The organism is Flavobacterium ginsenosidimutans, assembly GCF_037478105.1.
Classification (GTDB): Bacteria; Bacteroidota; Bacteroidia; order Flavobacteriales; family Flavobacteriaceae; genus Flavobacterium; species Flavobacterium ginsenosidimutans.
On sequence record NZ_CP147988.1, the window covers coordinates 2,338,639 to 2,364,480 of the forward strand.

At 34.9% G+C, this 25,842-nt stretch carries 22 protein-coding genes; 16 read left to right on the top strand and 6 right to left on the bottom strand.

Translation table 11 applies throughout. The features are described from left to right. The first annotated feature begins 7 nt into the window (after nt 1-7). The 5 genes from V6624_RS10355 to V6624_RS10375 all read left to right on the top strand — a co-directional run bounded on the left by V6624_RS10355 (nt 8) and on the right by V6624_RS10375 (nt 4,042). On the top strand, nt 8-580 hold the full coding sequence (locus tag V6624_RS10355) for a hypothetical protein (RefSeq protein WP_338841693.1): 573 nt from the start codon (nt 8-10) through the stop codon (nt 578-580). After that, a complete protein-coding gene (locus tag V6624_RS10360) occupies nt 580-1,128 on the top strand; it encodes a CopD family protein (RefSeq protein WP_111284864.1) in 549 nt (182 codons plus the stop codon). Before V6624_RS10355 ends, V6624_RS10360 begins: the two co-directional genes overlap by 1 nt. Nucleotides 1,129-1,252: 124 nt before the next feature. Then, nucleotides 1,253-2,668 (top strand): sensor histidine kinase, encoded by a 1,416-nt coding sequence (locus tag V6624_RS10365; protein WP_111284865.1) that lies wholly within the window; start codon nt 1,253-1,255, stop codon nt 2,666-2,668. A 10-nt stretch (nt 2,669-2,678) separates the two neighbouring features. Then, nucleotides 2,679-3,461 (top strand): enoyl-CoA hydratase/isomerase family protein, encoded by a 783-nt coding sequence (locus tag V6624_RS10370; RefSeq protein WP_111284866.1) that lies wholly within the window; start codon nt 2,679-2,681, stop codon nt 3,459-3,461. A 182-nt stretch (nt 3,462-3,643) separates the two neighbouring features. Beyond that, the gene (locus V6624_RS10375; protein WP_111284867.1) at nt 3,644-4,042 is read left to right on the top strand and encodes a hypothetical protein; all 399 of its coding nucleotides are present in this window, start codon (nt 3,644-3,646) and stop codon (nt 4,040-4,042) included. Nucleotides 4,043-4,171: 129 nt separating this feature from the next. On the opposite strand, the gene V6624_RS10380 is transcribed toward V6624_RS10375, so the two are convergent. From V6624_RS10380 to V6624_RS10390, 3 genes are all read right to left on the bottom strand, one after another. Continuing rightward, on the bottom strand, nt 4,172-4,825 hold the full coding sequence (locus V6624_RS10380) for a metal-dependent transcriptional regulator (protein WP_111284868.1): 654 nt from the start codon (nt 4,823-4,825) through the stop codon (nt 4,172-4,174). Between the two features lie 102 nt (nt 4,826-4,927). Continuing rightward, a complete protein-coding gene (locus V6624_RS10385) occupies nt 4,928-6,796 on the bottom strand; it encodes an Nramp family divalent metal transporter (RefSeq protein WP_338841694.1) in 1,869 nt (622 codons plus the stop codon). A gap of 74 nt (nt 6,797-6,870) precedes the next feature. Beyond that, on the bottom strand, nt 6,871-7,263 hold the full coding sequence (locus V6624_RS10390) for a Fur family transcriptional regulator (protein WP_095930227.1): 393 nt from the start codon (nt 7,261-7,263) through the stop codon (nt 6,871-6,873). A 93-nt stretch (nt 7,264-7,356) separates the two neighbouring features. Between V6624_RS10390 and V6624_RS10395 the strand changes: the two genes are divergently transcribed. The 8 genes from V6624_RS10395 (at nt 7,357) to V6624_RS10430 (ending at nt 15,412) form a co-directional block, all read left to right on the top strand. Beyond that, nucleotides 7,357-7,710, top strand: a complete 354-nt coding sequence (locus V6624_RS10395) for a MerC domain-containing protein (RefSeq protein WP_338841695.1) — start codon at nt 7,357-7,359, stop codon at nt 7,708-7,710. Between the two features lie 205 nt (nt 7,711-7,915). Continuing rightward, nucleotides 7,916-8,821: an NAD(P)/FAD-dependent oxidoreductase gene (locus tag V6624_RS10400; RefSeq protein WP_338841696.1), complete on the top strand. Its 906-nt coding sequence runs from the start codon at nt 7,916-7,918 to the stop codon at nt 8,819-8,821. A 214-nt stretch (nt 8,822-9,035) separates the two neighbouring features. After that, nucleotides 9,036-11,288 (top strand): TonB-dependent receptor, encoded by a 2,253-nt coding sequence (locus tag V6624_RS10405; protein WP_338841697.1) that lies wholly within the window; start codon nt 9,036-9,038, stop codon nt 11,286-11,288. Nucleotides 11,289-11,590: 302 nt separating this feature from the next. Further along, nucleotides 11,591-12,055, top strand: coding sequence for a thioredoxin family protein (locus V6624_RS10410; RefSeq protein ID WP_338841698.1), 465 nt, complete (start codon nt 11,591-11,593; stop codon nt 12,053-12,055). A gap of 18 nt (nt 12,056-12,073) precedes the next feature. Further along, nucleotides 12,074-13,279, top strand: coding sequence for a lycopene cyclase family protein (locus tag V6624_RS10415; RefSeq protein WP_338841699.1), 1,206 nt, complete (start codon nt 12,074-12,076; stop codon nt 13,277-13,279). A gap of 3 nt (nt 13,280-13,282) precedes the next feature. Continuing rightward, a complete protein-coding gene (locus V6624_RS10420; RefSeq protein ID WP_111284874.1) occupies nt 13,283-14,080 on the top strand; it encodes a tetratricopeptide repeat protein in 798 nt (265 codons plus the stop codon). Nucleotides 14,081-14,420: 340 nt separating this feature from the next. After that, the gene (locus V6624_RS10425) at nt 14,421-14,873 is read left to right on the top strand and encodes a metalloregulator ArsR/SmtB family transcription factor (RefSeq protein WP_338841700.1); all 453 of its coding nucleotides are present in this window, start codon (nt 14,421-14,423) and stop codon (nt 14,871-14,873) included. A 128-nt stretch (nt 14,874-15,001) separates the two neighbouring features. After that, the gene (locus tag V6624_RS10430) at nt 15,002-15,412 is read left to right on the top strand and encodes a BrxA/BrxB family bacilliredoxin (RefSeq protein ID WP_111284876.1); all 411 of its coding nucleotides are present in this window, start codon (nt 15,002-15,004) and stop codon (nt 15,410-15,412) included. A gap of 160 nt (nt 15,413-15,572) precedes the next feature. Here the strand turns inward: V6624_RS10430 and V6624_RS10435 are convergent, their stop codons facing one another. The 3 genes from V6624_RS10435 to V6624_RS10445 are packed head-to-tail and all read right to left on the bottom strand — an operon-like array spanning nt 15,573 to nt 21,270. Further along, on the bottom strand, nt 15,573-16,940 hold the full coding sequence (locus V6624_RS10435) for an efflux transporter outer membrane subunit (protein ID WP_111284877.1): 1,368 nt from the start codon (nt 16,938-16,940) through the stop codon (nt 15,573-15,575). Next, a complete protein-coding gene (locus tag V6624_RS10440) occupies nt 16,933-20,106 on the bottom strand; it encodes a multidrug efflux RND transporter permease subunit (RefSeq protein ID WP_338841701.1) in 3,174 nt (1,057 codons plus the stop codon). Before V6624_RS10440 ends, V6624_RS10435 begins: the two co-directional genes overlap by 8 nt. A gap of 18 nt (nt 20,107-20,124) precedes the next feature. Next, on the bottom strand, nt 20,125-21,270 hold the full coding sequence (locus V6624_RS10445; protein ID WP_338841702.1) for an efflux RND transporter periplasmic adaptor subunit: 1,146 nt from the start codon (nt 21,268-21,270) through the stop codon (nt 20,125-20,127). 256 nt (nt 21,271-21,526) lie between these two features. Between V6624_RS10445 and V6624_RS10450 the strand changes: the two genes are divergently transcribed. The 3 genes from V6624_RS10450 to V6624_RS10460 all read left to right on the top strand — a co-directional run bounded on the left by V6624_RS10450 (nt 21,527) and on the right by V6624_RS10460 (nt 25,763). Continuing rightward, nucleotides 21,527-22,489, top strand: a complete 963-nt coding sequence (locus V6624_RS10450; protein ID WP_338841703.1) for a polyphosphate kinase 2 family protein — start codon at nt 21,527-21,529, stop codon at nt 22,487-22,489. A gap of 31 nt (nt 22,490-22,520) precedes the next feature. Next, nucleotides 22,521-24,191: a SulP family inorganic anion transporter gene (locus tag V6624_RS10455; protein ID WP_338841704.1), complete on the top strand. Its 1,671-nt coding sequence runs from the start codon at nt 22,521-22,523 to the stop codon at nt 24,189-24,191. Between the two features lie 213 nt (nt 24,192-24,404). Beyond that, on the top strand, nt 24,405-25,763 hold the full coding sequence (locus V6624_RS10460; RefSeq protein ID WP_338841705.1) for a rhodanese-related sulfurtransferase: 1,359 nt from the start codon (nt 24,405-24,407) through the stop codon (nt 25,761-25,763). Nucleotides 25,764-25,842 lie beyond the last annotated feature (79 nt).

Genomic DNA, 25,842 nt, shown 5'->3' on the forward strand with positions numbered 1-25,842 from the left:
ATATTAGATGAATAAATTAAAAAGTATTTCCGTTTTATTTCTTGTTTTGGTAACTCTTTCAGGTTGCAAAAAAAACAATTCTCTTGCAGATAATAATTTTTATGATAAAACATTCGATTGGCAGATTTCTGTTCCAGATGATTATGAGAAAGTAGATTTAAAGGAAAAAGTCGAAATTAAAGGAGATACGGCTTTAGCTAAAAAGAAACATTCGATTGTTGTTTTTAAGAAAGATGAAGCCAATTATTTTTCAGTGAATTACGAAGATTTTTTTGGAAATGATGTTCGAGCGCTTGATCTAAATATGAGATTAAAAGATTTTCTTCTTTTAAAGGATGTTGGCAAAATTTATCCAAAAGGTAAAATGGGAGATTATTCAGTAAGTACTGAAAATATTTCGGGTTTGCCATTTAGAAGAGCTCAAATAGAAATAACTGAGGATGGAAAAAAAGTGGTAACGCTAGTGATTTTTTCTCGAGGTTTTAATGATAAGATCTTTGTCAATTCGATAGTTTATGAAGATGAAGATGATGGTAAAGAAATGATTGATCTTTTTAAAAAATCTACATTTAAGAAGTAATGGAATATTATAATTATCTAAAATCGCTGCATCTTATTTTTGTAATAACTTGGTTTGCGGGTTTGTTTTATATTGTGCGTTTGTTTGTTTACCAAATTGAAGCCAATGAAAAACCTTCGCCAGAAAAGGAAATCCTCCAAGCGCAATACAAAATTATGGCCTACCGTTTGTGGTACATTATTACATGGCCGTCAGCGGTTTTGGCGAGTATTTTTGCTTTTTGGATGCTGTTTTTTACAGATGCAGGTCACGTTTGGATAACAATGCCTTGGATGCACGTAAAATTATGTTTCGTTTTCCTTTTGTATTTATACCACGGAAAATGCCATCAGATATTTAAGCAATTGCAAAATGATGAAGTAAAATATTCCAATAATTTTATGCGTTTATGGAACGAAGGCGCAACGATTATTTTGTTTGCCGTTGTTTTTTTAGTAGTTTTAAAAAGCGCTATCAACTGGATCTACGGCGTAATCGGAATTATTTTATTCTCGGTTTTAATTATGCTGGGATTCAGGTTTTATAAGAGAATAAGAGAAAGAAAATAGTTTTCAGTCTCAGTCTCAGTTTTCAGTTTTTCTGGGACTGTGACTGAGACTGAGACTGAATACTAAAACCATGCTAGATTTCAAAATGACAATGCTTTCGCTTCGTACCAGGATTTTCCTGTCGATGATTGTATTGATTGTTGTGGCATCTTTTTTATTGGCTTCGATTTCGATTATTCAGTTTAAAACCGAGGCCAAAGAATATCATCAAGAACGTTTAGAACGAAAAGAAAATGCAGTAAAAGAACACATCAATTATGTTCTGGCTACAACTACTTATCCGTTAAAGACCCAAAATCTGGATTTAATTTTTAAAGATAAAATCCACGAGTTAGCACAGATTCACAAAATCGAAATCAATATTTATGGTCTTGACGGGAAACTGCTAAAATCTTCAAAAGAGTCTTTTGCCGTTGATAAAATCGCACCGCCAATTCCAGAATACATTTTAAAATTGGTTCGTTCTTCTATCGAAAAGCGATTTGTAGATATTAAAACGATCGACGGAGTCAAAAACCGATCTTCATACAGTTTAATTAAAGACGAAAAATTCAAACCGCTCGGAATCCTAAATCTGCCCTATTTGGAAGACGATGGTTATTATGATAATGAATTGAATACTTTCCTGATTCGTTTAAGTCAGGTTTATTCTTTTATGTTAATTGTTGCTTTCGGATTGGCATATTTTCTATCGACTTATATTACAAAATCGTTGAAAACCATTTCTGAACGTTTGGAAGAAACCAATCTGGATCAGAAAAATGAGAAAATTGTTTTAGAAGCAAATAGCAAAGAAGTTAATTTCTTGATTAGAGCTTACAACGGAATGGTGGACAAATTGGAAACGAGTGCAATTAAATTAGCGCAAAGCGAACGTGAAGAAGCTTGGCGCGAAATGGCAAAACAAGTGGCGCACGAAATTAAAAATCCGCTTACGCCAATGCGTTTGACGGTTCAGAGTTTTCAGCGAAAATTTGATCCTTCTGCTCCAGATGTAAAACAAAAGATGAACGATTACTCCGAGACTTTAATTCAGCAGATTGATACAATGACAGCTGTTGCTTCTGCATTTTCGAACTTTGCTTCGATGCCAGCACAGCAAAACGAAACGCTGAATGTAGTTGAGGTTGTCGAACTGGCTTTGGATATTTTCAACGAAGATTATATCTCTTTTGAAAAAGAAGAAGAAGAAATCATTTCCAAAATGGATCGTACGCAATTAATCCGTGTGATTACCAATTTGGTTAAAAATGCAATTCAGGCCATTCCAGAAAGTCAGTTTCAAAAATCTATTGAAGTTTCAGTAAAAAGACGAAACAACAATGTTGAAATTGCCGTAAAAGACAACGGAATTGGGATTCAGAAACAAGATATTGGCAGAATTTTTGAACCAAAGTTCACTACCAAAACTAGCGGTATGGGACTTGGTTTAGGAATTATCAAAAACATTATCGAAAATTACAAAGGAACAATTACCTTTGAGTCAACTTACGGAAAAGGAACTACGTTTAGAGTTTCTCTTCCTATCACAAACTCATAAAAAAAGCGTCATGAACTACGAAAATCTTTTAATTTCTATTGAAGAAAATATCGCGACAATTACTATAAACAGACCGACAAAATTGAATGCTTTGAACAAAGCAACAATTAGCGATTTGAGTAAAGCGATTAAATTATTGGGTAAAAATGATGATATCCGCGTTATTATTTTGACTGGAAGCGGTGAAAAAGCATTTGTTGCCGGAGCTGATATTTCTGAATTTGCTAATTATACGATTGTTGAAGGCGCGCAATTGGCTGCTGAAGGACAAGAATCACTTTTCGATTTAATCGAAGGTCTTAAAAAACCAGTTATTGCAGCAATCAACGGATTTGCATTAGGAGGCGGACTAGAATTGGCAATGGCTTGTCATTTTAGAATTGCTTCTGATAATGCAAAAATGGGACTTCCAGAAGTTACTTTAGGATTAATTCCAGGTTATGGTGGAACACAGCGTTTGCCGCAATTAGTTGGAAAAGGCCGTGCAATGGAAATGATCATGACCGCTGCAATGATTACTGCCGAACAAGCAAAAGATTACGGTTTAGTAAACCATGTTATACCTCAGGAAGAATTACTGTCGTTTACAAACGTCATCGCACAAAAAATCATCAAAAATGCTCCTTTTGCAATAGGAAAAGCGATAAAAGCAATCAATGCTAATTTTGCTGATGGTAAAAATGGTTTTGATGTCGAAATAAAATCATTCGGAAAATGCTTCGGAACGCAAGACTTTAAAGAAGGAACCACAGCATTTTTAGAAAAACGTAAAGCCGAATTTACAGGAAAATAGTTTTTTCTTAACCGCAAAGGTCGCTAAGATTTACGCAAGGTTCGCAAAGTTTTTAATTTTCATTGTGCCCTTTGCGAAAAAACTTTGCGACCTTTGCGGTTAAAATAATAGACAAAGATTGTAAAACCTTAGTCCTGACGCTTCGGGATAGCATCTCAGAACCTTAGCACCTTTAAAAAAAAATGTACGAACCAATATTTGCCCTTTTTTGTGAACGAGTTAAAGAAAGCATCCGAAGCGGAACTTTCGCAAAACTCACTTTGGCCAAAACTATGGGCGATACCGAACTTAAAAATGTTTATTTCCGATTGGTTTTGAATGAAGATAATACATTTTCAATTTCTCTGACTTTTAGATATAAAACAGAAGAAATTGAAAGCATTCATACTTTAGACGAAGCTTTATTGATATTAGGTACTCATATAAAAAATCCTTTTTTAACCGCACTTTTATTTACAACTGCTGAAGATGTAACTTTCAAAGTAAATAAAAAGAACGCAGGAAGTATTATCGAGCAAGCACCAACTTTTAAAAATGCTTCTCCAGTTATGCTGGAAATGATTGAGAAAGGAATCGTGTAAATAATTTTTTTGTCAGGCTGAGCGAAGTCGAAGCCTCGTTCGCTGAATCACTTTGCGGGGCTTCGACTTCGCTCAGCCTGACAAAAAAATAAAATTATGTATCTCTGCGGAACTCTACGGAATAACTATCTAAACCAGTTTCACAAACAAATTAGAAGCAATTTTATTCGAAATCGATAATTCTCTATCATTAACTTTAATTCGAACAGATAAATCGAAAGATTCTTTAGACAGAAATTCAATTTTAGAGCCCAAAGCAATTCCTTGTTTGTCCAGATATTTCAAAAACTCCGAAGAAGTATCTTTTACACCAACGCAAACTCCTGTTTGATTTTCTGACAACTCAGAAAGCAAATGTTTTTCAATTTTGATAATTCTTCCATTCGCATCAGGAATTGGATCGCCGTGTGGATCTTCAGTTGGATTTCCAAGAAAATCATCCAAACGATTAATCAACTGTTCCGATTTTATATGTTCTAATTGTTCAGCGATATCATGAACCTCATCCCAGCTGAAGTTTAGTTTTTCAACCAAAAAAACTTCCCACAAACGATGTTTTCTAACAATCATTTTGGCTGCCAGTTTTCCATTTTCAGTCAAGGAAACACCTTGGTATTTTTTATAATTAACCAAATCTTTCTCTGCAAGCTTTTTAAGCATATCAGTAACAGAGGAAGCTTTTGTTTCCATGATTTCGGCAATAGCATTCGTACTGACTTCAGTTTCCAAAGCTGCCGTCAGGTGATATATCGATTTTAAGTAGTTTTCTTCTGAAAAAGTCATTTCTTTTGAGATTCTAAGATTCTAAGATGTTGAGGTTCTCAGTTTTCTTTTGAAGCTTTTAAAAAAAACTTAGAATCTTAGAACCTCAGCATCTCAGCACCTTCATTTAACAATCAGCAAAGGTATCGAAATTTTATGTCTCAATTTGTCTACGGTTGTGCCAAAGAGAATATCTTTTAAACCAGTGTGGCCGTGGGTTCCCATTACTAGAATATCGAAGAAACCACTGTTTATGATTTCTGGGATTGTTTTGAATGGTTTTCCAAAACCAAGTTCTATTTCGATATTGAATCCTTTTTCTGAGAGCATTTCTTTGTATTGCAATAGCAATTTTTCATCGATAGTAGTTTCGTGGTCGTGAATGTGAATTCCGTACATTAAAGCCCCAACAGTTTCAACGATATGGATAAGCGTATATTTGGCATCCATTCCGCCTAATTCGAAGGCGTGATTAAGCGCGGCTTCATCAGCTTTAGAAAAATCTACAGACACGGCAATATTTTTTACTTCTTGTGATTTCTTTTGAGCAAAGTGAAGTTTTAAATTATGTGGTGAATGATTTACAGTTTTTGATTTCGCTTTAGCAATAAAAGGTTTAAAAATGATATAAAGCAATAAAGCCGAGAATCCCAAAGCTAATGGAACAACTGTCAGCCAAAGAATAATTGGATTATCTGAGTTTTCTAGCCAAGAAGTGATTTCGTCGTAAACTAATTTTGCATTCAGAGAAACAATGATGGAAGCAATAATCCAAGAAACAACTTGTGTGGTTCTGGATATATGAAACCCATTCATTTTTGATTTATCACTCACAAAATGGATCAACGGAATAATCGCAAAACCAAGCTGTAAACTCAAAATAACCTGACTCAGAATTAAGAGTTTTCCTGTCACGCTTTCGCCATAAATCAATATTACAATTACGGCAGGAATAATAGCTATTAAGCGCGTTATAATTCTACGAACCCAAGGCTGAATTCTGAAATGCAGATATCCTTCCATTACGATTTGTCCTGCAAGCGTTCCTGTAACGGTTGAACTTTGTCCAGCAGCGATTAAAGCAACGGCAAATAATATGGGCGCCCATTTAGTTCCCAATAGCGGTTCAAGAAATTGATGCGCATCTTGAATTTCGGCAACTTCAAACATTCCATTTTTATGGAAAGTAGCTGCTGCGAGAATTAAAATGGCAGCATTTACAAAGAAAGCAAGATTCAAAGCAATCGTAGAATCGATCAAATTGTATTTTAAAGCTTGTTTGATTCCCGTTGGCGTTCTATCGAATTTTCTCGTTTGTACTAAAGACGAATGCAAGTACAAGTTGTGCGGCATTACGGTTGCTCCAATAATTCCGATGGCGATATACAAAGCCGCTGAGTTTGGAATCGAAGGAATAAGTCCCGCTAAAACCTTATGAACTTCTGGTTCTGCAAAAATCATTTCAAAAATGAAAGAAAAGCCAATAATCGCTACTAAAGCAATAATGAAGGCTTCCATCTTACGAATTCCTTTATTGATCAAGAAAAGCAATAAAAAAGTGTCTAAAACGGTAATTAAAACAGCTTCGAGTAACGGAATTCCGAAAAGAAGGTTAATTCCGATTGCCATTCCGAGAACTTCGGCAAGATCGCACGCCGCGATTGCAACTTCGGCAAGAAAATATAAAATGTAGTTGATGTATTTGGAATAGGTTTCTCTCGAAGCCTGCGCAAGGTCGCGCTGCGTTACAATTCCGAGGCGAGCACTCAAACTCTGCAAAAGCAAAGCCATTAAGTTGCTCATCAATAAAACCCAAACTAAAGTGTAACCAAATTGGCTTCCGCCGGCAATATCTGTTGCCCAGTTTCCTGGATCCATGTAGCCAACACTTACTAAATATGCAGGGCCTAAGAAGGCTAAAATTTTTCTAAAACCTTTTTTTTTGTTTTCGGTCGAAACCGATTCGTGGACTTCTTCTAAAGATTTAGTCATTGTAAAAGTATTGTTTTCACAAATATATAGAAAAATCACATTCGCGAAACAATATTTTTAGACAAGTCTAAAAGTTAAATGTTAGAATTTAAACAATTCGGACACAATCCTGATAAGGTAAAATTGATCTCATTAACTTTATAATTATGCGGCATGATGTAACTCGGTTTTACAGTTTCAAGACAAGTAATTTCATGACAATTCTCGCAGCTAAAATGAGCGTGGTTATGAATGTGTACGCGCTGATGCGAATGATTGCATTTGGCATACTTTACCGTTCCATCCAAATTCGAAATTTTATGAATAACATCTTCATTAATTAATCGATCTAGAATTCTGTAAATGGTAACACGATCGCACAAATCATTTAATTGTTTGTGAATTTCGGTGTGCGAAAGAGCGGTTTTAGATTTCTCAAAAACCTCTAAAACAGCTGTCTTTGCTGCGGTATTACGTGTGGTTTTCATTTTTTATGAAATTAAAAATTAAACGCAACAATGTTGCAATTGATAAAATTGTATATATTTGCAACAAAATTGCATTAAGCAAAAGTACACATAATGAAGAAAATAAGCACAACTTTTTATGATATTTTAGGAATTTCAAGCGCTACCATTTGTCTGGTTCATTGTTTGATTTTTCCTCTTTTAACGATCCTTCCTTTGGGGTTGAGTCACAATCCAATTATAGATTTACTATTTGCTTCGATAGGTCTATTTGCAATTCTCAAAATTATAAAAAAATCAGCTCTTTTGGTATCGACAATTTTGGTTGTTTCAATGGCGCTTATTTGGATTAGTATTTTGACAGAACTCTTTTTCGAAATTCATCTTGATCTGATTTATTTTGGAGGAATTGGGATGATCATAGGGCATTTAATCAATTATAAATTACACAGAAAACAAAATCATTAAAATCACCCATTGGGTGAAAGTAAAATTTAATTTAAACACATAGAAACATAGATTTTATTGTTTCTTTTTAAGGGTACAGAAAAAGCAAGCTTTAACACATAGTTCTATGACTAATTATTCTAAGTGAAACGCCTTTTACAAAATCCTAAAAGCTATGTTTCTATGTGTTAAAACTAATTTCACACAACAGATTAAAAATAGAAATATGGAACAGAAGCATTTTGAAGTGATTATCGTTGGCGGCAGTTACAGCGGATTATCTGCAGCAATGAGTTTAGGACGTTCTTTACGTCAGGTTTTGGTTATCGACAGCGGTTTGCCTTGCAATAGACAAACGCCACATTCTCATAATTTTATTACACAAGATGGTGAAAAGCCAGCAGTTATTTCGGCGAAAGCCAAATTACAAGTTGATATTTACAAAACCGTTCAATTCTATAATGGACTTGCTGTAAAAGCAGTTAAAACAGAAAAAGGTTTCGAAATCACAACCGAATCTGGAGAAATCTTTACAGCAAGAAAAGTTTTGTTTGCAACTGGAGTTAGAGATTTACTTCCAGAGATTGAAGGTTTTGCTAATTGCTGGGGAATTTCGGTTTTACATTGTCCGTATTGTCATGGTTATGAAGTCAAAAATGAAAAAACAGCAATTATTGCCAATGGAGAAATGGGATTTGAATATGCCAAACTAATTTCCAATTGGACAAAAGACTTGAGATTGTGTACCAACGGAAAATCGGAATTGAGTATAGAACAAACACAGACACTTAAAAATCATGGTGTTCAGATCTTTGGAGAAGAAATAGATTTTTTTGGGCATAATGAAGGCTATATTCAAAAAATCATTTTTAAGAACGGAGAAAGAATTGAGGTTAAAGCGATTTATACAAGACCGCCTTTTGAACAGCATTGTCCAATTCCTGAGACTTTAGGTTGTGAGATCAATGAACAAGGTTTATTAAAAGTTGATGCCATGCAAAAGACAAATATCCCAGGTCTTTTTGCAAGTGGAGATTGCACAACTCCAATGCGATCAGTAGCAATTGCGGTTTCTACGGGTTCTTTCGCGGGAGCGGTAATTAACAAAGAACTTATTGATGAAGATTTTTAATGCTTGCGCAAAATTCTCTCGCAAGTCGCAGAGTCGCCAAGTTTTATGAAAAAGCTTTGCGACTTAGCATCTTTGCGAGATTAAACAAAAATACTTGCGATTCTTAAAAATGGAAATGTAACATATTGAATTCAATCAGTTTGAAAATTTTGTTTTAAGAATAAGTATTTGTCAAATTTAATTTTTAGTTTTGTCTAAATTTAATTTTATAATAATGAAATATTTATTTTTGGCAATATTAATACTTTCAACTAAAAACTTTTATTCTCAAAATATTTCAGGAAAAGTAGAAGTATCAACTTCTGTTGTTCAAGAAATTAAGGTGCGTTTATTAAATACAAACTTTAAAACTCAAACGGATTCTTTGGGTTTTTATATACTCGAAAATATTCCGAACGGAACTTATAAAATACAAGTGACCTCGACTGGACTCAAATCCATAACTCAAAGAATTTCAGTTTTAGAAAATGAAAATCTGAACTTGGATTTTGAATTAGAAGAAGATCAAAACGAATTGAACGAAGTGGTAGTTTCAGGAACTTTAAAACCTGTAAAACGATTAGAAAGTGCCGTTCCTGTTGAGGTTTATTCGCCAGTTTTCTTCAAGAAAAATCCAACGCCAAGTATTTACGATGCACTTCAAAACATAAACGGTGTTCGTCCGCAACTGAATTGTGGTGTTTGCAACACTGGCGATATTCATATAAACGGATTGGAAGGTCCGTACACTTTAGTAATGATTGACGGAATGCCAATTGTGAGCAGTCTTTCGACAGTTTATGGCTTGTCTGGAATTCCAAATTCTCTGGTGGAACGAATCGAGATTGTAAAAGGTCCCGCGTCGTCTCTTTATGGAAGTGAAGCCGTTGGCGGTTTGATTAACATTATCACTAAAAATCCAACTAATGCGCCAACTTTTTCTGCTGATTATTTTACGACTTCTTATTTTGAAAGCAATCTCGATTTAGGAACGAAATTTAATGTTGGAAAAAAAGCGACTTCATTGATCGGAATCAATTACTTTAATTACGATCAGGTTATCGATAAAGACAAAGACAATTTTACCGATGTTACGCTTTCTGAACGAATTTCTGTTTTTAATAAATGGAGTTTTAAGCGAAATCATAATCGCCTTTTTACCATTGCAGCGCGCGGAATGTACGAAGATCGTTGGGGCGGAGACATTCGTTGGGAGAAAAAATATCGTGGTGGCGATGAAATTTATGGAGAAAGTATTTATACGAAAAGAGCCGAATTAATTGGAAGCTATCAATTGCCGTTTGAAGAAAAACTGATGCTTTCGTTCTCTGGAAATGTGCATTATCAGGACAGCCGTTATGGAACAACATCTTATATCGCCAATCAGAAAATTGGATTTTTGCAGTTGACTTGGGATAAAAAAATCGGAAGAAACGATTTGTTGGCAGGAATTGCAAGCCGATATACATACTATGACGATAATACAACCGCAACCAAAGAAGCTGAAAACACTTGGCTTCCTGGGATTTTTGTTCAGGACGAAATTACCTTTTCTCCTAAAAGCCAGATTTTGCTAGGAATGCGTTACGATTACAATTCCATTCATGGCTCTATTTTTACACCGCGATTTGCTTACAGATTTAAGGCCAATGAAAACACAATTTTTAGATTAAATGCTGGAACTGGATTCAGAGTCGTGAATTTGTTTACCGAAGATCACGCGGCGTTAACGGGGTCAAGAGATGTTATTATCAAAAATGATTTGAAACCAGAACAATCTGTAAACGTGAATTTGAATTATATCCAGAAAATCAATTTTGGAAACGGAACCTTTATGGGAATTGAAACGACTGCTTTCTATACGAGATTCAGCAATAAGATTATTTCAGATTATGAAACCAATCCAAACGAAATTATCTACGACAATATTGTTGGTTACGCTTTGAGTCAAGGAATTAGCACAAATATTGACCTTAATTTTCCATCAGGATTAAAATTTATTGTTGGAGCAACGGTTTTGGATAACAAAAATGTGGAGAACGGAATTTCTGAAAGACCATTTCTAACAGAGAATTTCACTGGAACTTGGAGCGTTTCATACAAAATTCAACCTTGGAATTTGTCATTAGATTATACGGGAAATGTTTACAGTCCGATGAAATTGCCTTTGCTGAGCGAAACCGATCCGAGAAGTCCAAATTCGCCTTGGTATAGTATTCAGAATATTCAGTTTACTTATTCAGGATGGAAAGATTTTGAAGTTTATGGAGGAATTAAAAACCTGCTGAACTTTACACCAATGCAAAATAATCCGTTTTTGATTTCAAGAACGAATGATCCATTTGATAAAAATGTACAATATGATTCAGCTGGAAAAGTATTGGTAACGCCAGACAATCCATACGGATTGACATTTGATACGACTTATGTTTATGGTCAAAACCAAACAATTCGCGGGTTTTTGGGATTGCGATATACTTTTAGGTGATTTTTTTAAACACATAGAAACATAGTTTAACTTTGTGTAAAAAGGCGTTTCACTTGCGTCAATTCACATAGCTATGTGTGGAAGCTAGCTTCTTTTGTAATCTTTAAAAGCAAAAAAAATCTATGTTTCTATGTGTTTAAAATTTTTTCAGAAAGATTATTTCTCTGTCAGGCTGAGCGAAGTCGAAGCCCCGTTCCAATTGGAGTACCCTTCTCCCGAAGCCTCGGGATCGCTCAGGGTGACAAACGAAGTGAAAAAATCCTTTCTAATCCTTTTAATCAGTGGCTAAAAAACAAATAATAATGAAAAAGCTATTTCTATTTATTTTCTTCTTCGGAATAATTTCAACAGGATTTTGCCAATTGAAAAGCAGAACTTTTGAAGAAATAGACAGCTTACAGCAAATTCAAAAACGAAAAATCATTATTTTCATCCATACCGATTGGTGTCAGTTTTGCCAAAGAATGAAGGCCACAACTTTTAAAAATCAGGAAATTATAGAAAAATTAAACTCCGATTTCTATTTCATTGATTTCAATGTGGAAGAAAAACGAGATATTACTTTTGCAAATCATACTTTCAAATATCAGCCTTCGGGAAATAATATTGGTGTTCATGAATTGGCTTTAGAGCTTGGAAAGATAAACAACCAAATTGCTTATCCCATTTTATGTGTTTTGAATGATAAGAATGAAATTATCTTTCAATACAACAATTATTTGGCGCTCAAAGATTTTAAAGTCCTTTTGGAAAATCTGGAAAAGTAAATTTTCTTATTTTTGAGAATGAATTCTTCGCAAATCCCACATTTCGACTACATTTTTACAGGAACTGGACTAGCATCTTTGATGACGGTTTATAAAATGATTTTGTCTGAGAAATTCTCTGATAAATCTATTTTGCTTCTAGATCAGGATTCGAAGAAAATCAATGACAGAACTTGGTGTTTTTGGGAAAAAGAAGAAAGTGTTTGGAATTCGGTTATCTCAAAAAAATGGGATTTGGCTTTGTTTGCCAATGAAAATTTCAAACGTGATTTAGACTTAAAACCTTATTCATACAATAAAATCAAGGGTTTAGATTTTTATGATTTCGTTTTTGAGGCTATTTCGAAACAACCGAATATTACTTTTTTAAACGAAAAAGTAACCGATATCAACGAATTGGAAACTCACGTTTTTGTTGGAACAGAAGAAAATCGATTTACTTGCAACTATCTTTTCAATAGTATTTATACTAAGGCTTTCGCCGAAAGGCAAAACAAATATCCCGTTTTGCAGCAGCATTTTGTGGGATGGTTTGTAAAAACCGAAAAAGGAGTTTTCAATTCAGAAGAAGTCACTTTCATGGATTTTTCTGTTGAACAAAAAGGAAATACAAGATTTATGTATGTTTTGCCAACTTCAAAAACAGAAGCTTTGGTTGAATATACTTTGTTTTCGGAAAAACTTCTTCCGAAAGAAGAATATGAAAATGAGATTAAAATTTATCTGAAAAACCTCGGAATTGAACAATATGAAATTCTGGAAAAGGAGCAGGGAAGTATCCCGATGACGTGTTACCCTTTCTGGGAAAAAAATACCAAACGAGTGTTGAATATTGGCACAGCTGGCGGCTGGACAAAAGCGAGTACAGGTTATACATTTAAAAACTCAGACAAAAAATCGTCGGAATTGGTGAGGTTTATTCAGAATGAAACTTCTCCCGAAGTATCGGGATCGCTCAATATGAAATTGTTTCATAAAAAAAACAAATTTTGGTTTTACGATTTATTGCTTTTGGATATTCTCTATCGTCATAACGAATTGGGAAGTTCTATTTTTTCTTCTTTGTTTAAAAAAGGAAATCCGAAATTGATTTTCAAGTTTTTAGATGAAGAAACCAGTTTTTTTGAAGATGTTAAAGTTATTTTAAAGTGTCCAAAAATTCCGTTTATTAAAGCGTTATTTAGAGTGATTTTTCTTTCAAATAAGTTTAACTCAAAAACATAACCATTGAAAAACATTATTTTAGGATTTAGTTTATTTTTTACTCTTTTATCTTTCGGTCAAGTTTCGACAAACAAGGCACATGATGCTATTGTGGAAGAATTTTTAAGCAATTGCGCTGAAAAACACAATTATATTTTTGAAATGACTGAATGGCAAGATTGTCTTGATCAAGGTTTGAAAAAAGACAGTACTGTTGCCTATTTATGGCAGCAGAAAGCCATGCCTTATTTTAAATGTAAAAAGTACGAAGTTGGTATGCCTTTTCTAGATAAAGCTGTTTTCTATAATAAAGAACGATGGCTTTCTTATCGCGCTTTTATAAAATGCATTTTTTCTCATGAGTATAAAGATGCTATCGTAGATTTTGATGAAGCCATAAAACTGTATGGAAATAGCTATGTTATGGATCATTCTTTTAGCTTTTATAAAGGAATCTGTTATCTTCAGTTAAACGAATATGAAAAAGCAGAAAAGCTTTTGGATGATTATGTGAACGATATTTACAAAAACAGGCAGCAATTAGAACATCCGACAGCTTATTTCTATCAGGGAATTGCAAAATATGAACTCAAAAAATGGGATGAGGCGATTGCTATTTTTGATAAAGCTTTAAAAATCTATCCTGAATTCTCTGATGTTAAATATTATAAAGCGATTTGTTGGCTCAAGCAAGGAAAACCTAAGGATGATGTTATAGCTCTAGTTGGCTTGGCAAGAGAAGATGCCGCAAAAGGATTTTCGATTAATGAAGACAATACGGTCTATGAAACTTATCCTTATCAGAAGAAATTCAGTAAATAAAATTGATTTGGCTTCCAATTCACAAGTATAATTTGGCAAGTATGTTTCGTTTTATAAAATGCAGTATTTGCCCAAGCAGTCCTTCTGATTTCGAAAAGAAGTTTCGATTAAGATAGATCTTAAATGTTTTATCGCAAAAAATAGTTGATACCAAGTAAATTCTAGTTTCTTAAAAAGTTGTGACTATAAAAATGTCTTATTTTCCCATTCCAAAAACTTTTAGAGGCTGTAGGAAAGTTCAATTACATTTAGATTTGCTGATCTATAGAGAAACGAACTAAAAGATATTGTTTATCAATTATAATCGATTATTTACGATAATAAACCAATTGGCGATTTAATGGGAATTACAAAGCATTTAAATTTTGATAAAGAAACGGAGGAGATAGGTAAAATTTGTAAAGCTCTTGGTCATGCAACTCGAATTCAGATTATGACTCTTTTATGGAAAAGAAATAATAGAACTTGTGGTGAAATAGTTGAATTAATTCCGTTGGCGCAATCCACGATATCTAAGCATTTGCTGGAGCTAAAAAAAGCAAATCTGGTTACTGTACAGTATGATGGCAAAAAGACCATTTATTCTGTTGGGGTAGATAATATTAATGCTTTAAAAAAATATTTCAGCAGTTATCTTTCGACAATTGAAATTTCTGAAGAAAATAAAGAAACAGTTTTAACGACTAAGCATAAAGTACAAAGTAGGAATAGTCATTTGAAGAAATATAATTATCAGTTTTCGCATAAAAAATCAAAAGAGAAAACCGAAGGGATTGCTGAAAAATTGACGTAAAAAGAGAGAACACGTACTATATAAAATTTAATATTAAACTATAACAAAACTTTATACTTCAAATTAACTAGTTGCGAGTAAACTTTGTAACTTTGCAGTTCAAAAGTAAAATTTTAAAAGACAAAAATATGTATCCACTAGACATGGTAAAACCAATGGAAGCTGAATTAACAGCTGCAGGTTTTCAAGATTTACATAGTGCTGAGGCTGTTGAGAATGCTATCAAAGCTGAAGGTACCACTTTAGTTGTTGTAAACTCTGTTTGTGGTTGTGCTGCAAGAAACGCACGTCCAGGAGCAAAAATGAGCTTAGATAATGCTAAAAAACCAGATCATTTAATTACTGTTTTTGCAGGTGTTGACAAAGAAGCTGTTGATGCTGCAAGACAACATATGTTCCCTTTTCCTCCATCTTCGCCATCTATGGCTTTGTTTAAAAACGGAGAATTGGTTCACATGTTAGAGCGTCACCACATCGAAGGACGTCCAGCTGAATTAATCGCTGAGAATTTACAGGATGCGTTTAATGAGTTCTGCTAATTTTTAAGATACTAAGTTGCTAAGATTCTAAGATACTAAGTTTAGGATTGAAGTGACAAAGATTTAAAAAACAAAAAGCACTATGAAAATAGTGCTTTTTGTTTTTTATGCGTTTCGGTTCAAAAAACTTAGAACCTTAGCAGCTTAGAATCTCAGAACCTTAGAGATTCCATCCCCCGCCAAGTGCTTTGTACAATTCGATCATTGAACTTAATTGTCTTTCGGATAATTGCGAAAGACTTAATTGAGCATTAAAAAGGTTAGTTTCTACATCCAAAACTTCTAAGTATGAAACGTAACCGCTGTCATATCTTTCGTAAGATAGTTTGTAATTGATTAAAGCCGCTTGAACTTGTCTATTACGTGCTTTCCATTCTTCTTGATAAGTTCTAACGTTTTGTATGGATTGTTCGACTTCAGAAACAGCACCAATATAGGTTTTTTGATAAAGAAATTTGAATTGTTCTGCCTGTTGTCTGTTTATTTCAACTCTTCTTTTATTTTTTCCGAATGCAAAAATAGGACCTGCAATTCCGCCGGAAGCATTTTGCATATAAGAACTTCCTAAGAATAGATTGCTTAAATCGGCACTCGCAAATCCGGCAATGGCCGCTAGATTAATAGAAGGAAAACGCATGGCTTGAGCAACACCAATTCTTTCATTTGCCGCTGCGTATCTTAATTCCGCAGCTTTTACATCTGGTCTGTTTTCTAATAAAGCAGATGGAATCGATAATGGAATTTTACTGAGGATCTGCAATTCAGTATTACTTTTTCCTCTAGGAATTTCAGTAGGAAGCTGACCAGTAAGCAACGCAATTGTATTTTCGTAATAAGTTATTTGTCTTTGAATATTAGGAATTGCGGCCTCGGCAATAGCAACCTGCTGTTCGATTTGTACTTTATCAACTTCAGAAATGTACCCTTTTGTAAATCTCTCGTTTATAATTGCATAGTACTTCTCTCTCGTTTCAAGGGTTTGCTTGGTGATTTCTAGCTGATCATCAAAATTTCTCATTTGGAAATATGCTATAGCAATGTTCGCAACAATTTCTGACAATACTACTTTTCGAGCTTCTTCAGTTGCTAGAAGTTCATTTTTGACAGCATTATTTTCATGACGAAATTTTCCCCAGAAATCAAGTTCCCAAGACATACTAGCTCCTGCAGTCGATGGAGTAATGTATTTTTCATTACTGTTTATCGTAGCTCCATATTGAAAAGCGGGAAGTAAATCTGCTTTGGCATATCCCAATTCTGCACGAAGTTGTTCTATTCTTGAAACAGCAATTTTTAGATCATAATTATTCTGAAGGCCTTTGGTTATCAGATCCTTTAAAACATCATCATTAAACAGATCAAACCATTTCAAATTGGTTACCGAAGCGACGCTGTCTAAATTTCTTTCGTTTTTATAAGACTCTGATTTTAATTGTTCAGGCTTTTTATATTTTGGTCCAACCATACATCCCACAGGAAATAAGGATAAGACTAAAATAATGACGATTATTTTATACTTCTTACTCATGATCTGTAGTATTTGATTCTACATTATTTTCTGTCGCTACGATTGTTTCATCTTTCTTTTTCCCGATTCTTTCAATCATTACAAATAGACCGGGTACAATTAATACCCCTAAAATGGTGGCGATTAACATACCGCTAAATACCGCCATTCCCATTACGATACGAGCTTGCGAACCTGCACCTGTAGCGGTTAGTAACGGAACTACCCCGAGAATGAAAGCAAAAGCAGTCATCAAGATCGGTCGGAAACGAAGTCGGGCTGCATACATTGCCGATTCATAGAGAGGTTTACCTTTTTCATATTCTTCTTTGGCAAACTCTACAATAAGAATGGCATTTTTAGCCACTAACCCGATGAGGAGAACGAGTCCGATTTGTGCAAAAACGTTGTTCACATAGGCATCGCTTCCAAATCTTGCTAAAAGAAGTCCTAAAAACGCTCCAAATACTGCAAAAGGCGCTCCAAGTAATACGCTAAAAGGTAACTTCCAGCTTTCGTATTGCGCCGCAAGAATTAAGAATACAAACACCAATGCCATAATAAATACTGATGATCCTCCAGGTGAATGCTTTTCCTGATAAGATAAGTTGATATAATCGTAACTCATATCTGCGGGTAAAGTCTGTTTGGCTACTTCTTCCAAAGCAGTTAAGGCTTGAGCACTACTATAGCCATCATTTGGACTACCTCCAATTTCTGCCGATCGGAATAAATTCAGACGATTCGTAAAGTCGGGACCAGTAACTTTTGTTGCCGTAACCAATGTTGATACTGGAAGCATATCGCCTTTGTTGTTTTTGACGTAAATCAAGTTTAAGTCTTCTGGTCTTACACGATTAACGGCTTCACCTTGTACATAAACTTTATATTGACGTCCGAAACGGTTAAAATCATTTACATAACTTCCTCCCAAAAAAGCTCCAAGTGCTTCAGTGACTTTAGAAACGGGTATTCCTAATTTCATTGCTTTATCATTGTCGATATCCAATTTAATTTGAGGTGTACCAGCATTAAAAGTCGTGTAAATTCGTTTTATTTCAGGACGCTGCTGTGCGGCAGCTATAAAGTTCTGCGTTTGTTCTGCTAAATATTGAGGTGGATTTCCTCCTCGGTCTTGGAGCATTAAACTAAATCCAGCCGAAGCTCCCAAACCTTGAATTGCAGGCGGACCAAATGAGAAACAGGTTGCAGTAGTAATTTGAGTCGCTAGTTTTTTATTGAATCTATCTACAAACTGTTTAGCGGTTTCTGCTCGATCTTCCCAAGGTTTTAACGAGATGAAAATAAAAGCATTATTTGGCTGATAGGAGTTTGTAAGCATACTAAATCCATTTATTGTCGTATAAGATAAAATGGATTCTTCTTCTTTTAAGAAACTGTCCACCTTTTTGGAAATTTCGTCTGTACGCTGCAATGATGAAGCAGGCGGTAAGGCAATATTGACCAAAACATATCCTTGATCTTCTTCAGGAATGAATCCTACGGGAATCTTTTTACCTAAAAAGACAATTGAAACAAGTATAACAGCCAATAAAATAACAATACGAATGGCTTTTTTTGCAAAGAACGTGGCTCCACCAATGTATTTTCCAGTTACATTTTCAAAAACTCTGTTGAACCAAGAGAAGAATTTAGCAAGCCATCCTTTTTGCTGATCAATTGGTTTGGTTGGTTTTAAAAGCATAGCACAGAGCGCGGGACTTAGAGATAACGCACTAAATGCCGAAAAGGCGACCGAGACGGCAATCGTTATGGCAAACTGCTGGTAGAAACGGCCCGTAATACCCGGTGTCATCGCAACTGGAATGAAAACGGCACATAGAATTAATGCAATCGCAATTACAGGTCCAGAAACTTCTTTCATAGCCTGAATTGTTGCTTCTCGTGGATTTTTCCCATGTTCAATATGATGAATTACGGCTTCTACAACCACAATGGCATCATCGACCACAATTCCAATTGCTAATACTAATCCTAAAAGGGAAAGTGTATTAATAGAAAATCCTAACATTGGGAAAACCGCAATGGTACCAATCAGCGAAACAGGAACTGTAATTAACGGAATTAAAGTAGCGCGCCAGTTTTGAAGGAAAATAAACACCACCAAAATAACTAATATAATGGCTTCAAAAAGGGTATGAACAATATCATCTACCCCAGCAGTAATGGCAAGTGTTGTATCTAAAGATTCTTGATATACGATATCTTGCGGAAACTTTTCGGCTAATTGCTTCATAGTGCTTTTCGCATTTTCGGCTACTTCAAGCGCATTACTTCCGGGCATTTGGTATATTGCCACAACAGCACTTGGAGAACTATTTCGTCTGGCACTTGAGCTGTAGTTTTCTGTTCCTAATTCGATTCGGGAAATATCAGCCAATAGAACTTGTGCTCCATCTTCTTTACTTCGTACGACAATATTCCCGAATTCTTTTTCAGTAACTAATCGGTCTTGAAGAGTTACTCCATAAGTAAATTCAGTATTTGGAGGTGCAGGTTCTGCTCCGAATTTTCCTCCCGGGCTAATCATGTTTTGCGCATTTAGAGCACTTTTGACATCATCGACAGTTACGCCAAGTTTGCTCATCATATCTGCTTTTAACCAAATACGCATGGAGTAATCGCTACCTCCAAAAAGAGTTACTTCTCCAACTCCTTTTATACGAGCCAATTGATCTACGATATTAATACTCGCATAGTTATTTAAAAACTTAGCATCGTATTTCGGATTGGTAGACGTAACGGTAAACAACATCATCGGAAATGACAAAGATTTTTTTACTACAACCCCTTGTTGTTTTACACTCGAAGGCATAAAAGGAGCTGATTGATTTTGTCTGTTTTGGGTAAGCATGTTGGCATTATCCAGATTTGTTCCGACGTCAAAAGTAACTTCAATGGTACAAGCACCGTCAGAAGTGTTGATAGATTTCATGTATAACATGTTTTCAACACCATTCACTTTTTGCTCAATAGGAGTAGCAACGGCTTGCTCAACATTCAGCGCATTTGCTCCAGTAAAAGATGTAGTGATTTTTACAACAGGCGGATTAATATCCGGATATTGTGAAATAGGTGTTTTTTGCAATGCCAGTAATCCAAGTATCACAATTATAATACTGATTACGATCGCAACGATTGGTCTTCGTACGAAAAATTCTCCCATAATAGTATGTGATTTAGATTACTTTGCAGTTACAGTTTCAGGATCGCCCAATTGCCATTGAATGTTTTTGGGAGTAATAACACTTCCGTTTTTCAATAAAGAAGTGCCTCCCATGGCTATCTTGTCGCCAGGTTTTAATCCTTCTTCAATAATATATCCGTTTTTAATTGCTGGGCCAGGTTTTACGATTTGCATTTGTACTTTATTATCATTGCCTACTACGTAAACTTGATAAATCCCTTGCACTTCTATAACGGCGCGCTGCGGAATTACGATTGCTTCTTTGCGAATGTCTGTTAACAGCGCAACTTTTACATATTGACCTGGACGAAGTAATTTATCTGGGTTTGGAAAAGCCGCTTCAAATGTAATCGCACCAGTTGATGGATCAATTTGTCTGTCGGCAAAACTTACTTTTCCTGTTTGAGGATATACTGAACCGTCTGATAATTTTATGGAAACAGTTGCTCCAGACCCTTTTAAATCTGAATTGGGTTTGTTGAACTCTCTGTAAAGACGAAGAAATTCCTGTTCGCTTATAGTAAAACGAACTCTGACATCTCCAAGATCAGAAATTGTATTTAAAACGGATGCTGGTCCAGGTCTTACATAATCGCCAACCCGCACTTTGGATAAACCAATTAGTCCCGAGATTGGTGCAGTAATTTGGCAATAGCCCAATTCTATTCTTGCATTTTGCACTGAACCAGAAGAAGCTTTTATCTGCGCTAACGAAGCGCTGTAAGCTGATTTTGCAGATACTAATTCTCTTTGGCTAACCGCATTCGACTTCGCTAATGGCGTTATCATATCCAAATCTGATTTTGTTTTGGACAAACGTGCTTGTGATTCTGCAGCAACTCCTTCGGCTTCACTAAGTTTGGCTTTATACGGTAAAGGATCAATAGTGTAAAGCAATTGTCCTTTTTTAACAAAACTTCCTTCTTTGAAGTTCATACTTTCGATAATACCATCAACTCTAGGGTTGATTTGTATATCAGATTGACCAAAAGTCTGCCCCGTATACTCAGATTCTAATTTTACATCTTGCTGTAAAACCGTCGTAACTGAAATTTCTAGTGGTTTGGGGCTTGGCGGTGTTTCTTTTTTGCAAGAAAACATCAAAAGACTTAGTAAGATTGCTGAGGAGTAGATTTTGTTCATTGTAAAATTTTTGATTAAAATTTATTATACACAACTAACTAAAAACCAATAAAGTGCAAGAGCTAAGTTAGCGATTTTTTGGTTAGCTGATTAAATATTGTGCGAATTTTGCTAATTTTAGTTAAAATATTATTTATCTGGTTTTCAGTAAGTAGTGAGAATATAGATAAAAAGACACCTTATATCGATGAACTGCATTTTGTAAGAATGATTTATTCAAAAAAGGCAGGAATATTAATTCATAACTTTTCTAACTATGTCAAAGAATAACAAGAAAAAAAACAAAGATTTAGAGTCGGATTCTAATGATTTAAAAAAAATAACTAAAAAAGAACTGCTACATCGAGCAAAAAAATTCTCTGAGCAATATTGTGTAGGCGACGATAAAGATTTTACTCTAAAAGGTAAACCTACTTCTTATGATGGTGCCGAAAATAAATCGGCAGTAAAAGAAACATTAAAAATGGGAGTTAAAGCGCTGGCTGCTATGCAGGATACTTTATATGCACAGGATAAATGGTCGGTACTTCTTATTTTTCAAGCAATGGATGCTGCCGGAAAAGACGGCGCGATTAAGCATGTCATGTCGGGTATAAATCCGCAGGGTTGTCAAGTTTCTTCTTTTAAAGGACCAAGTTCTGAAGAATTAGACCATGATTATTTGTGGCGTTGCCAGAAACATCTTCCAGAGAGAGGTCGCATTGGTATCTTCAATCGTTCTTATTATGAAGAAGTTTTAGTAGTTCGAGTTCATGAACAAATATTAAAAGGACAAAAGATCCCTGAAAAATTAATAACTAAAGATATTTGGGACAATCGTTTTGAGGATATTCGAAACTTTGAAAAGTATCTCAATAGAAACGGAACGATTGTGATCAAATTCTTTTTGAATATTTCGAAAGAAGAACAAAAGAAAAGATTTATTGAAAGAGTTGATAATCCTGATAAAAACTGGAAATTTAGTGCAGCCGATGCTAAAGAACGCGGTTTTTGGGACGAATATATGCACGCTTATGAGGAATTGATTAAAAATACATCTACCAAAAAATCTCCCTGGTATGTTATTCCTGCCGACAATAAATATTATGCCCGAATTGTAATTGCTTCTGCAATAATTCATGCTTTAGATGAAATGGATTTAGAGTATCCTAAAGTTAGCCCCGAAAAAATTGCCGAACTAAATGAAGTAAAAAAAGCATTGCTCAACGAGAAAGATTAACTTTTTACAGCTATGTCTAGCCATTTTAATTATGACTTCTAAATTTTTGCCTGCTGGAGACTGGATTAAAGAGTACAAAAAGAAGGACCTAAAAAAGGATTTTGTTGCAGGAATAACTCTTGCGGCTTACGGAATTCCTGTGTCTTTGGCTTATGCAACTTTAGCTGGATTACCTCCGCAATACGGAATTTACGGTTATCTTCTTGGCGGAATATTTTATGCTTTTTTTGGAACAAGTAGACAACTTGCAATTGGTCCGACATCTGCGATTTCATTATTAATTGGAACGACTATAGCGAGTATGGCAAATGGAGATATACAGCGATGGTCAGAAATTGCTTCTCTTACAGCATTGGTCTTTGCCGGAATGGCTATAATAGCTTACTTTTTGAGATTGAGTGGCATTATTAATTTTATTAGCGAAACAGTTCTAGTCGGATTCAAAGCGGGAGCGGCGATAACAATTGGTTTAACGCAATTGCCCAAGTTATTTGGTGTAAATGGCGGTGGAGATAATTTCGTAGAACGAATTATAATTCTTTTTCAGCAGATTCCAGATATGAATACAACTGTTTTTCTTTTTGGAATAATTGCGATTTTAGTATTAATTGCTGGTGAAAAAATTGCTCCTCAATTGCCTGTTGCTATTCTAATTGTGATTTTGTCGATTATTCTCATTTCTGCAACATCATTAAAAGACGCAGGATTTAAAACAGTTGGAGTCATTCCAACAGGACTTCCAGAGTTTCATCTTCCCGCCCTTCGAATTCGAGATGTTGAAGGAGTTTTGCCACTTGCAATGGCTTGTTTTTTATTATCATATATCGAAAGTGTTTCTGCTGGTCGAACATTGGCACAAAAAAATGGATATGTTATAAATCCGCGTCAAGAGCTTTTGGCACTTGGAGTTGCCAATGCCGCTGTAGCACTTGGACAAGGCTATCCTGTCGCGGGAGGCTTGTCGCAATCTGCAGTAAATAATTCCGCAGGTGCAAAAACACCGTTATCACTTTTGTTTGCTTCGGCGACAATTGCCTGCTGTCTTTTGTTTTTAACAGGATATCTTCAAAATTTGCCAACGGTAATTCTGGCATCGATTGTTCTTGTGGCTATAAGAGGTCTTTTTGATTTCAAAGAAATGCAACATCTTTATAAAATAAACAAACAAGAATTTGCCGTTGTTATGATTGCGCTTGCGGGAGTACTTATTTGGGGAATTCTTGCTGGAGTATTGCTTGCTACTTTAGTAACTTTATTGTTGTTGTTAAAAGCTGCATCAAAACCGAATGTTGCATTTTTGGGCAGAGTTCCTGGAACGAAACAGTATACAGATCTGAAAAGACATCCCGATAATGAAAAGATTGAAAACGTATTGATTGTCAGAGTAGAATCTTCAATATTTTATTTTAATGTCGAGTACATCAAAGAACAAATTTGGGGAAAAATCTATAGTGAATTGATTCCTTTAAAAACGGTAATATTAGATCTAAATTCTTCTCCTAGAATTGATATTGCTGGAGTTCGTTTTTTAAAAAATTTGTTTCTTGATTTACGTGAAAAGAATATTGACTTAAAAATTACTGAAGCCCGTTCTGATGTTCGTGATAGTCTTCGTAAAGAAGATATTGAATCACTTGTCGGACATATAAGTCGTTCGGTTTCTGTAGATGATATAGTTATGTATGTTACACAAAACAAGTAATTGCTTAATTATGAGTAATGAAAGTTAAGGTATTTTGATAGTTGGATTTCTTTTATTGAAAGCTAAAAGGAGTATTTAATATCTGATAGATGTTAAAAAAATCAGATAATTGAGGAAATAGAATTTTTAATCTCAAAATAAACCCTAAATTTGCCGCAGATTTTAAAGAAAATCTAAAAAATCATATATTCTTAACTTAAAACTGTTTATAGCATGCAACTGTATAACACTTTGAGCGCAGAAGAAAGAGCCATCATGATCGATGATGCAGGTAAACAACGTCTTACGTTGTCTTTCTATGCGTATGCCAAAATTCAAGATCCACAAAAATTTCGTAATGATTTATTCGTAGCCTGGAATGCCCTTGATGCATTAGGCCGAATTTATGTTGCCAACGAAGGTATAAATGCTCAAATGAGTGTTCCTGCCGAAAATTTTGAAGCTTTTAGAGAAACGCTTGAAGCTTACGATTTCATGAAAGGTATACGATTGAATGTTGCTGTAGAACAAGACGATCATTCATTTTTAAAATTGACTATCAAAGTACGCCACAAAATCGTTGCTGACGGTTTAAATGATGATACTTTTGATGTAACTAATATTGGCGTTCACTTGAAAGCCAAAGAATTCAACGAAATCCTTGATGACCCAAACACAATTGTTGTAGATTTTAGAAATCACTACGAAAGTGAAGTTGGACATTTCAAAGGTGCAATTACTCCAGATGTTGAAACTTTCAGAGAGAGTTTGCCAATTATCAACGAACAGCTTAAAGATCACAAAGACGATAAAAATCTGGTAATGTATTGTACTGGAGGAATTCGTTGTGAAAAAGCAAGTGCTTATTTTAAACACCAAGGTTTCAAAAATGTGTATCAATTAGAAGGTGGAATCATCAACTATGCGAAACAATTGAAAGAAGAAGGTTTAGAAAGTAAATTCATTGGTAAAAACTTCGTGTTTGATAATCGTCTAGGCGAAAGAATTACAGATGATATTATTTCGCAATGCCACCAATGCGGAAAACCTTGCGATAACCACACCAACTGTGAAAACGATGGTTGCCATTTATTATTTATTCAATGTGATGAATGTAAAGTGGCAATGGAAAACTGCTGTTCTACAGAATGTTTAGAAATCATCCGCATGCCATTGGTTGACCAAGTTCGCTTAAGAACTGGAAAACAAGTTGGAAATAAGGTATTCCGAAAAGGAAAATCTGAAAACTTGAAATTCAAACATTCAGGAGAATTACCAGAAACGGCTTTGGCGACTGCACAAAAACCGGCTGACATCCGTCAGAAAATAAAAGTAAAAAAAGTACTTCTTGGAAAAGCTGAACATTATTATGTAAAAGCGCAAGTTGGACAATTCACTATAGAAAATCAAGAATTAAATAGCGGTGATAAAATCCTTATTTCTGGTCCAACAACTGGAGATCAGGAATTGATTTTAGACAAAATCATTGTTAACGGAGCAGAAACTCAATCTGCTAAAGTTGGTGATAAGGTTACTTTTGAGGTTCCTTTCAGAATTAGATTGTCTGATAAAGTATACAAGATTTTAGATTGAATTTAATAGGAGTGCTGCGGCATTTACGTTAAATTTTGATAATATAGAACAAAGCCCACGATTTCAATCGCGGGCTTTT

Excerpts from the sequence above, each read along its gene's own strand:
- V6624_RS10410 (WP_338841698.1), top strand. The coding sequence starts at position 11,591 with ATGAAAAAGCTATTTCTATTTATTTTCTTCTTCGGAATAATTTCAACA.
- V6624_RS10425 (WP_338841700.1), top strand. The coding sequence starts at position 14,421 with ATGGGAATTACAAAGCATTTAAATTTTGATAAAGAAACGGAGGAGATA.
- V6624_RS10360 (WP_111284864.1), top strand. The coding sequence starts at position 580 with ATGGAATATTATAATTATCTAAAATCGCTGCATCTTATTTTTGTAATA.
- V6624_RS10365 (WP_111284865.1), top strand. The coding sequence starts at position 1,253 with ATGATTGTATTGATTGTTGTGGCATCTTTTTTATTGGCTTCGATTTCG.
- V6624_RS10455 (WP_338841704.1), top strand. The coding sequence starts at position 22,521 with ATGACTTCTAAATTTTTGCCTGCTGGAGACTGGATTAAAGAGTACAAA.
- V6624_RS10355 (WP_338841693.1), top strand. The coding sequence starts at position 8 with ATGAATAAATTAAAAAGTATTTCCGTTTTATTTCTTGTTTTGGTAACT.
- V6624_RS10370 (WP_111284866.1), top strand. The coding sequence starts at position 2,679 with ATGAACTACGAAAATCTTTTAATTTCTATTGAAGAAAATATCGCGACA.
- V6624_RS10415 (WP_338841699.1), top strand. The coding sequence starts at position 12,074 with ATGAATTCTTCGCAAATCCCACATTTCGACTACATTTTTACAGGAACT.
- V6624_RS10385 (WP_338841694.1), bottom strand. The coding sequence starts at position 6,796 with ATGACTAAATCTTTAGAAGAAGTCCACGAATCGGTTTCGACCGAAAAC.
- V6624_RS10445 (WP_338841702.1), bottom strand. The coding sequence starts at position 21,270 with ATGAACAAAATCTACTCCTCAGCAATCTTACTAAGTCTTTTGATGTTT.
- V6624_RS10380 (WP_111284868.1), bottom strand. The coding sequence starts at position 4,825 with ATGACTTTTTCAGAAGAAAACTACTTAAAATCGATATATCACCTGACG.
- V6624_RS10375 (WP_111284867.1), top strand. The coding sequence starts at position 3,644 with ATGTACGAACCAATATTTGCCCTTTTTTGTGAACGAGTTAAAGAAAGC.
- V6624_RS10395 (WP_338841695.1), top strand. The coding sequence starts at position 7,357 with ATGAAGAAAATAAGCACAACTTTTTATGATATTTTAGGAATTTCAAGC.
- V6624_RS10405 (WP_338841697.1), top strand. The coding sequence starts at position 9,036 with ATGAAATATTTATTTTTGGCAATATTAATACTTTCAACTAAAAACTTT.
- V6624_RS10435 (WP_111284877.1), bottom strand. The coding sequence starts at position 16,940 with ATGAGTAAGAAGTATAAAATAATCGTCATTATTTTAGTCTTATCCTTA.
- V6624_RS10440 (WP_338841701.1), bottom strand. The coding sequence starts at position 20,106 with ATGGGAGAATTTTTCGTACGAAGACCAATCGTTGCGATCGTAATCAGT.
- V6624_RS10450 (WP_338841703.1), top strand. The coding sequence starts at position 21,527 with ATGTCAAAGAATAACAAGAAAAAAAACAAAGATTTAGAGTCGGATTCT.
- V6624_RS10430 (WP_111284876.1), top strand. The coding sequence starts at position 15,002 with ATGTATCCACTAGACATGGTAAAACCAATGGAAGCTGAATTAACAGCT.
- V6624_RS10390 (WP_095930227.1), bottom strand. The coding sequence starts at position 7,263 with ATGAAAACCACACGTAATACCGCAGCAAAGACAGCTGTTTTAGAGGTT.
- V6624_RS10460 (WP_338841705.1), top strand. The coding sequence starts at position 24,405 with ATGCAACTGTATAACACTTTGAGCGCAGAAGAAAGAGCCATCATGATC.
- V6624_RS10400 (WP_338841696.1), top strand. The coding sequence starts at position 7,916 with ATGGAACAGAAGCATTTTGAAGTGATTATCGTTGGCGGCAGTTACAGC.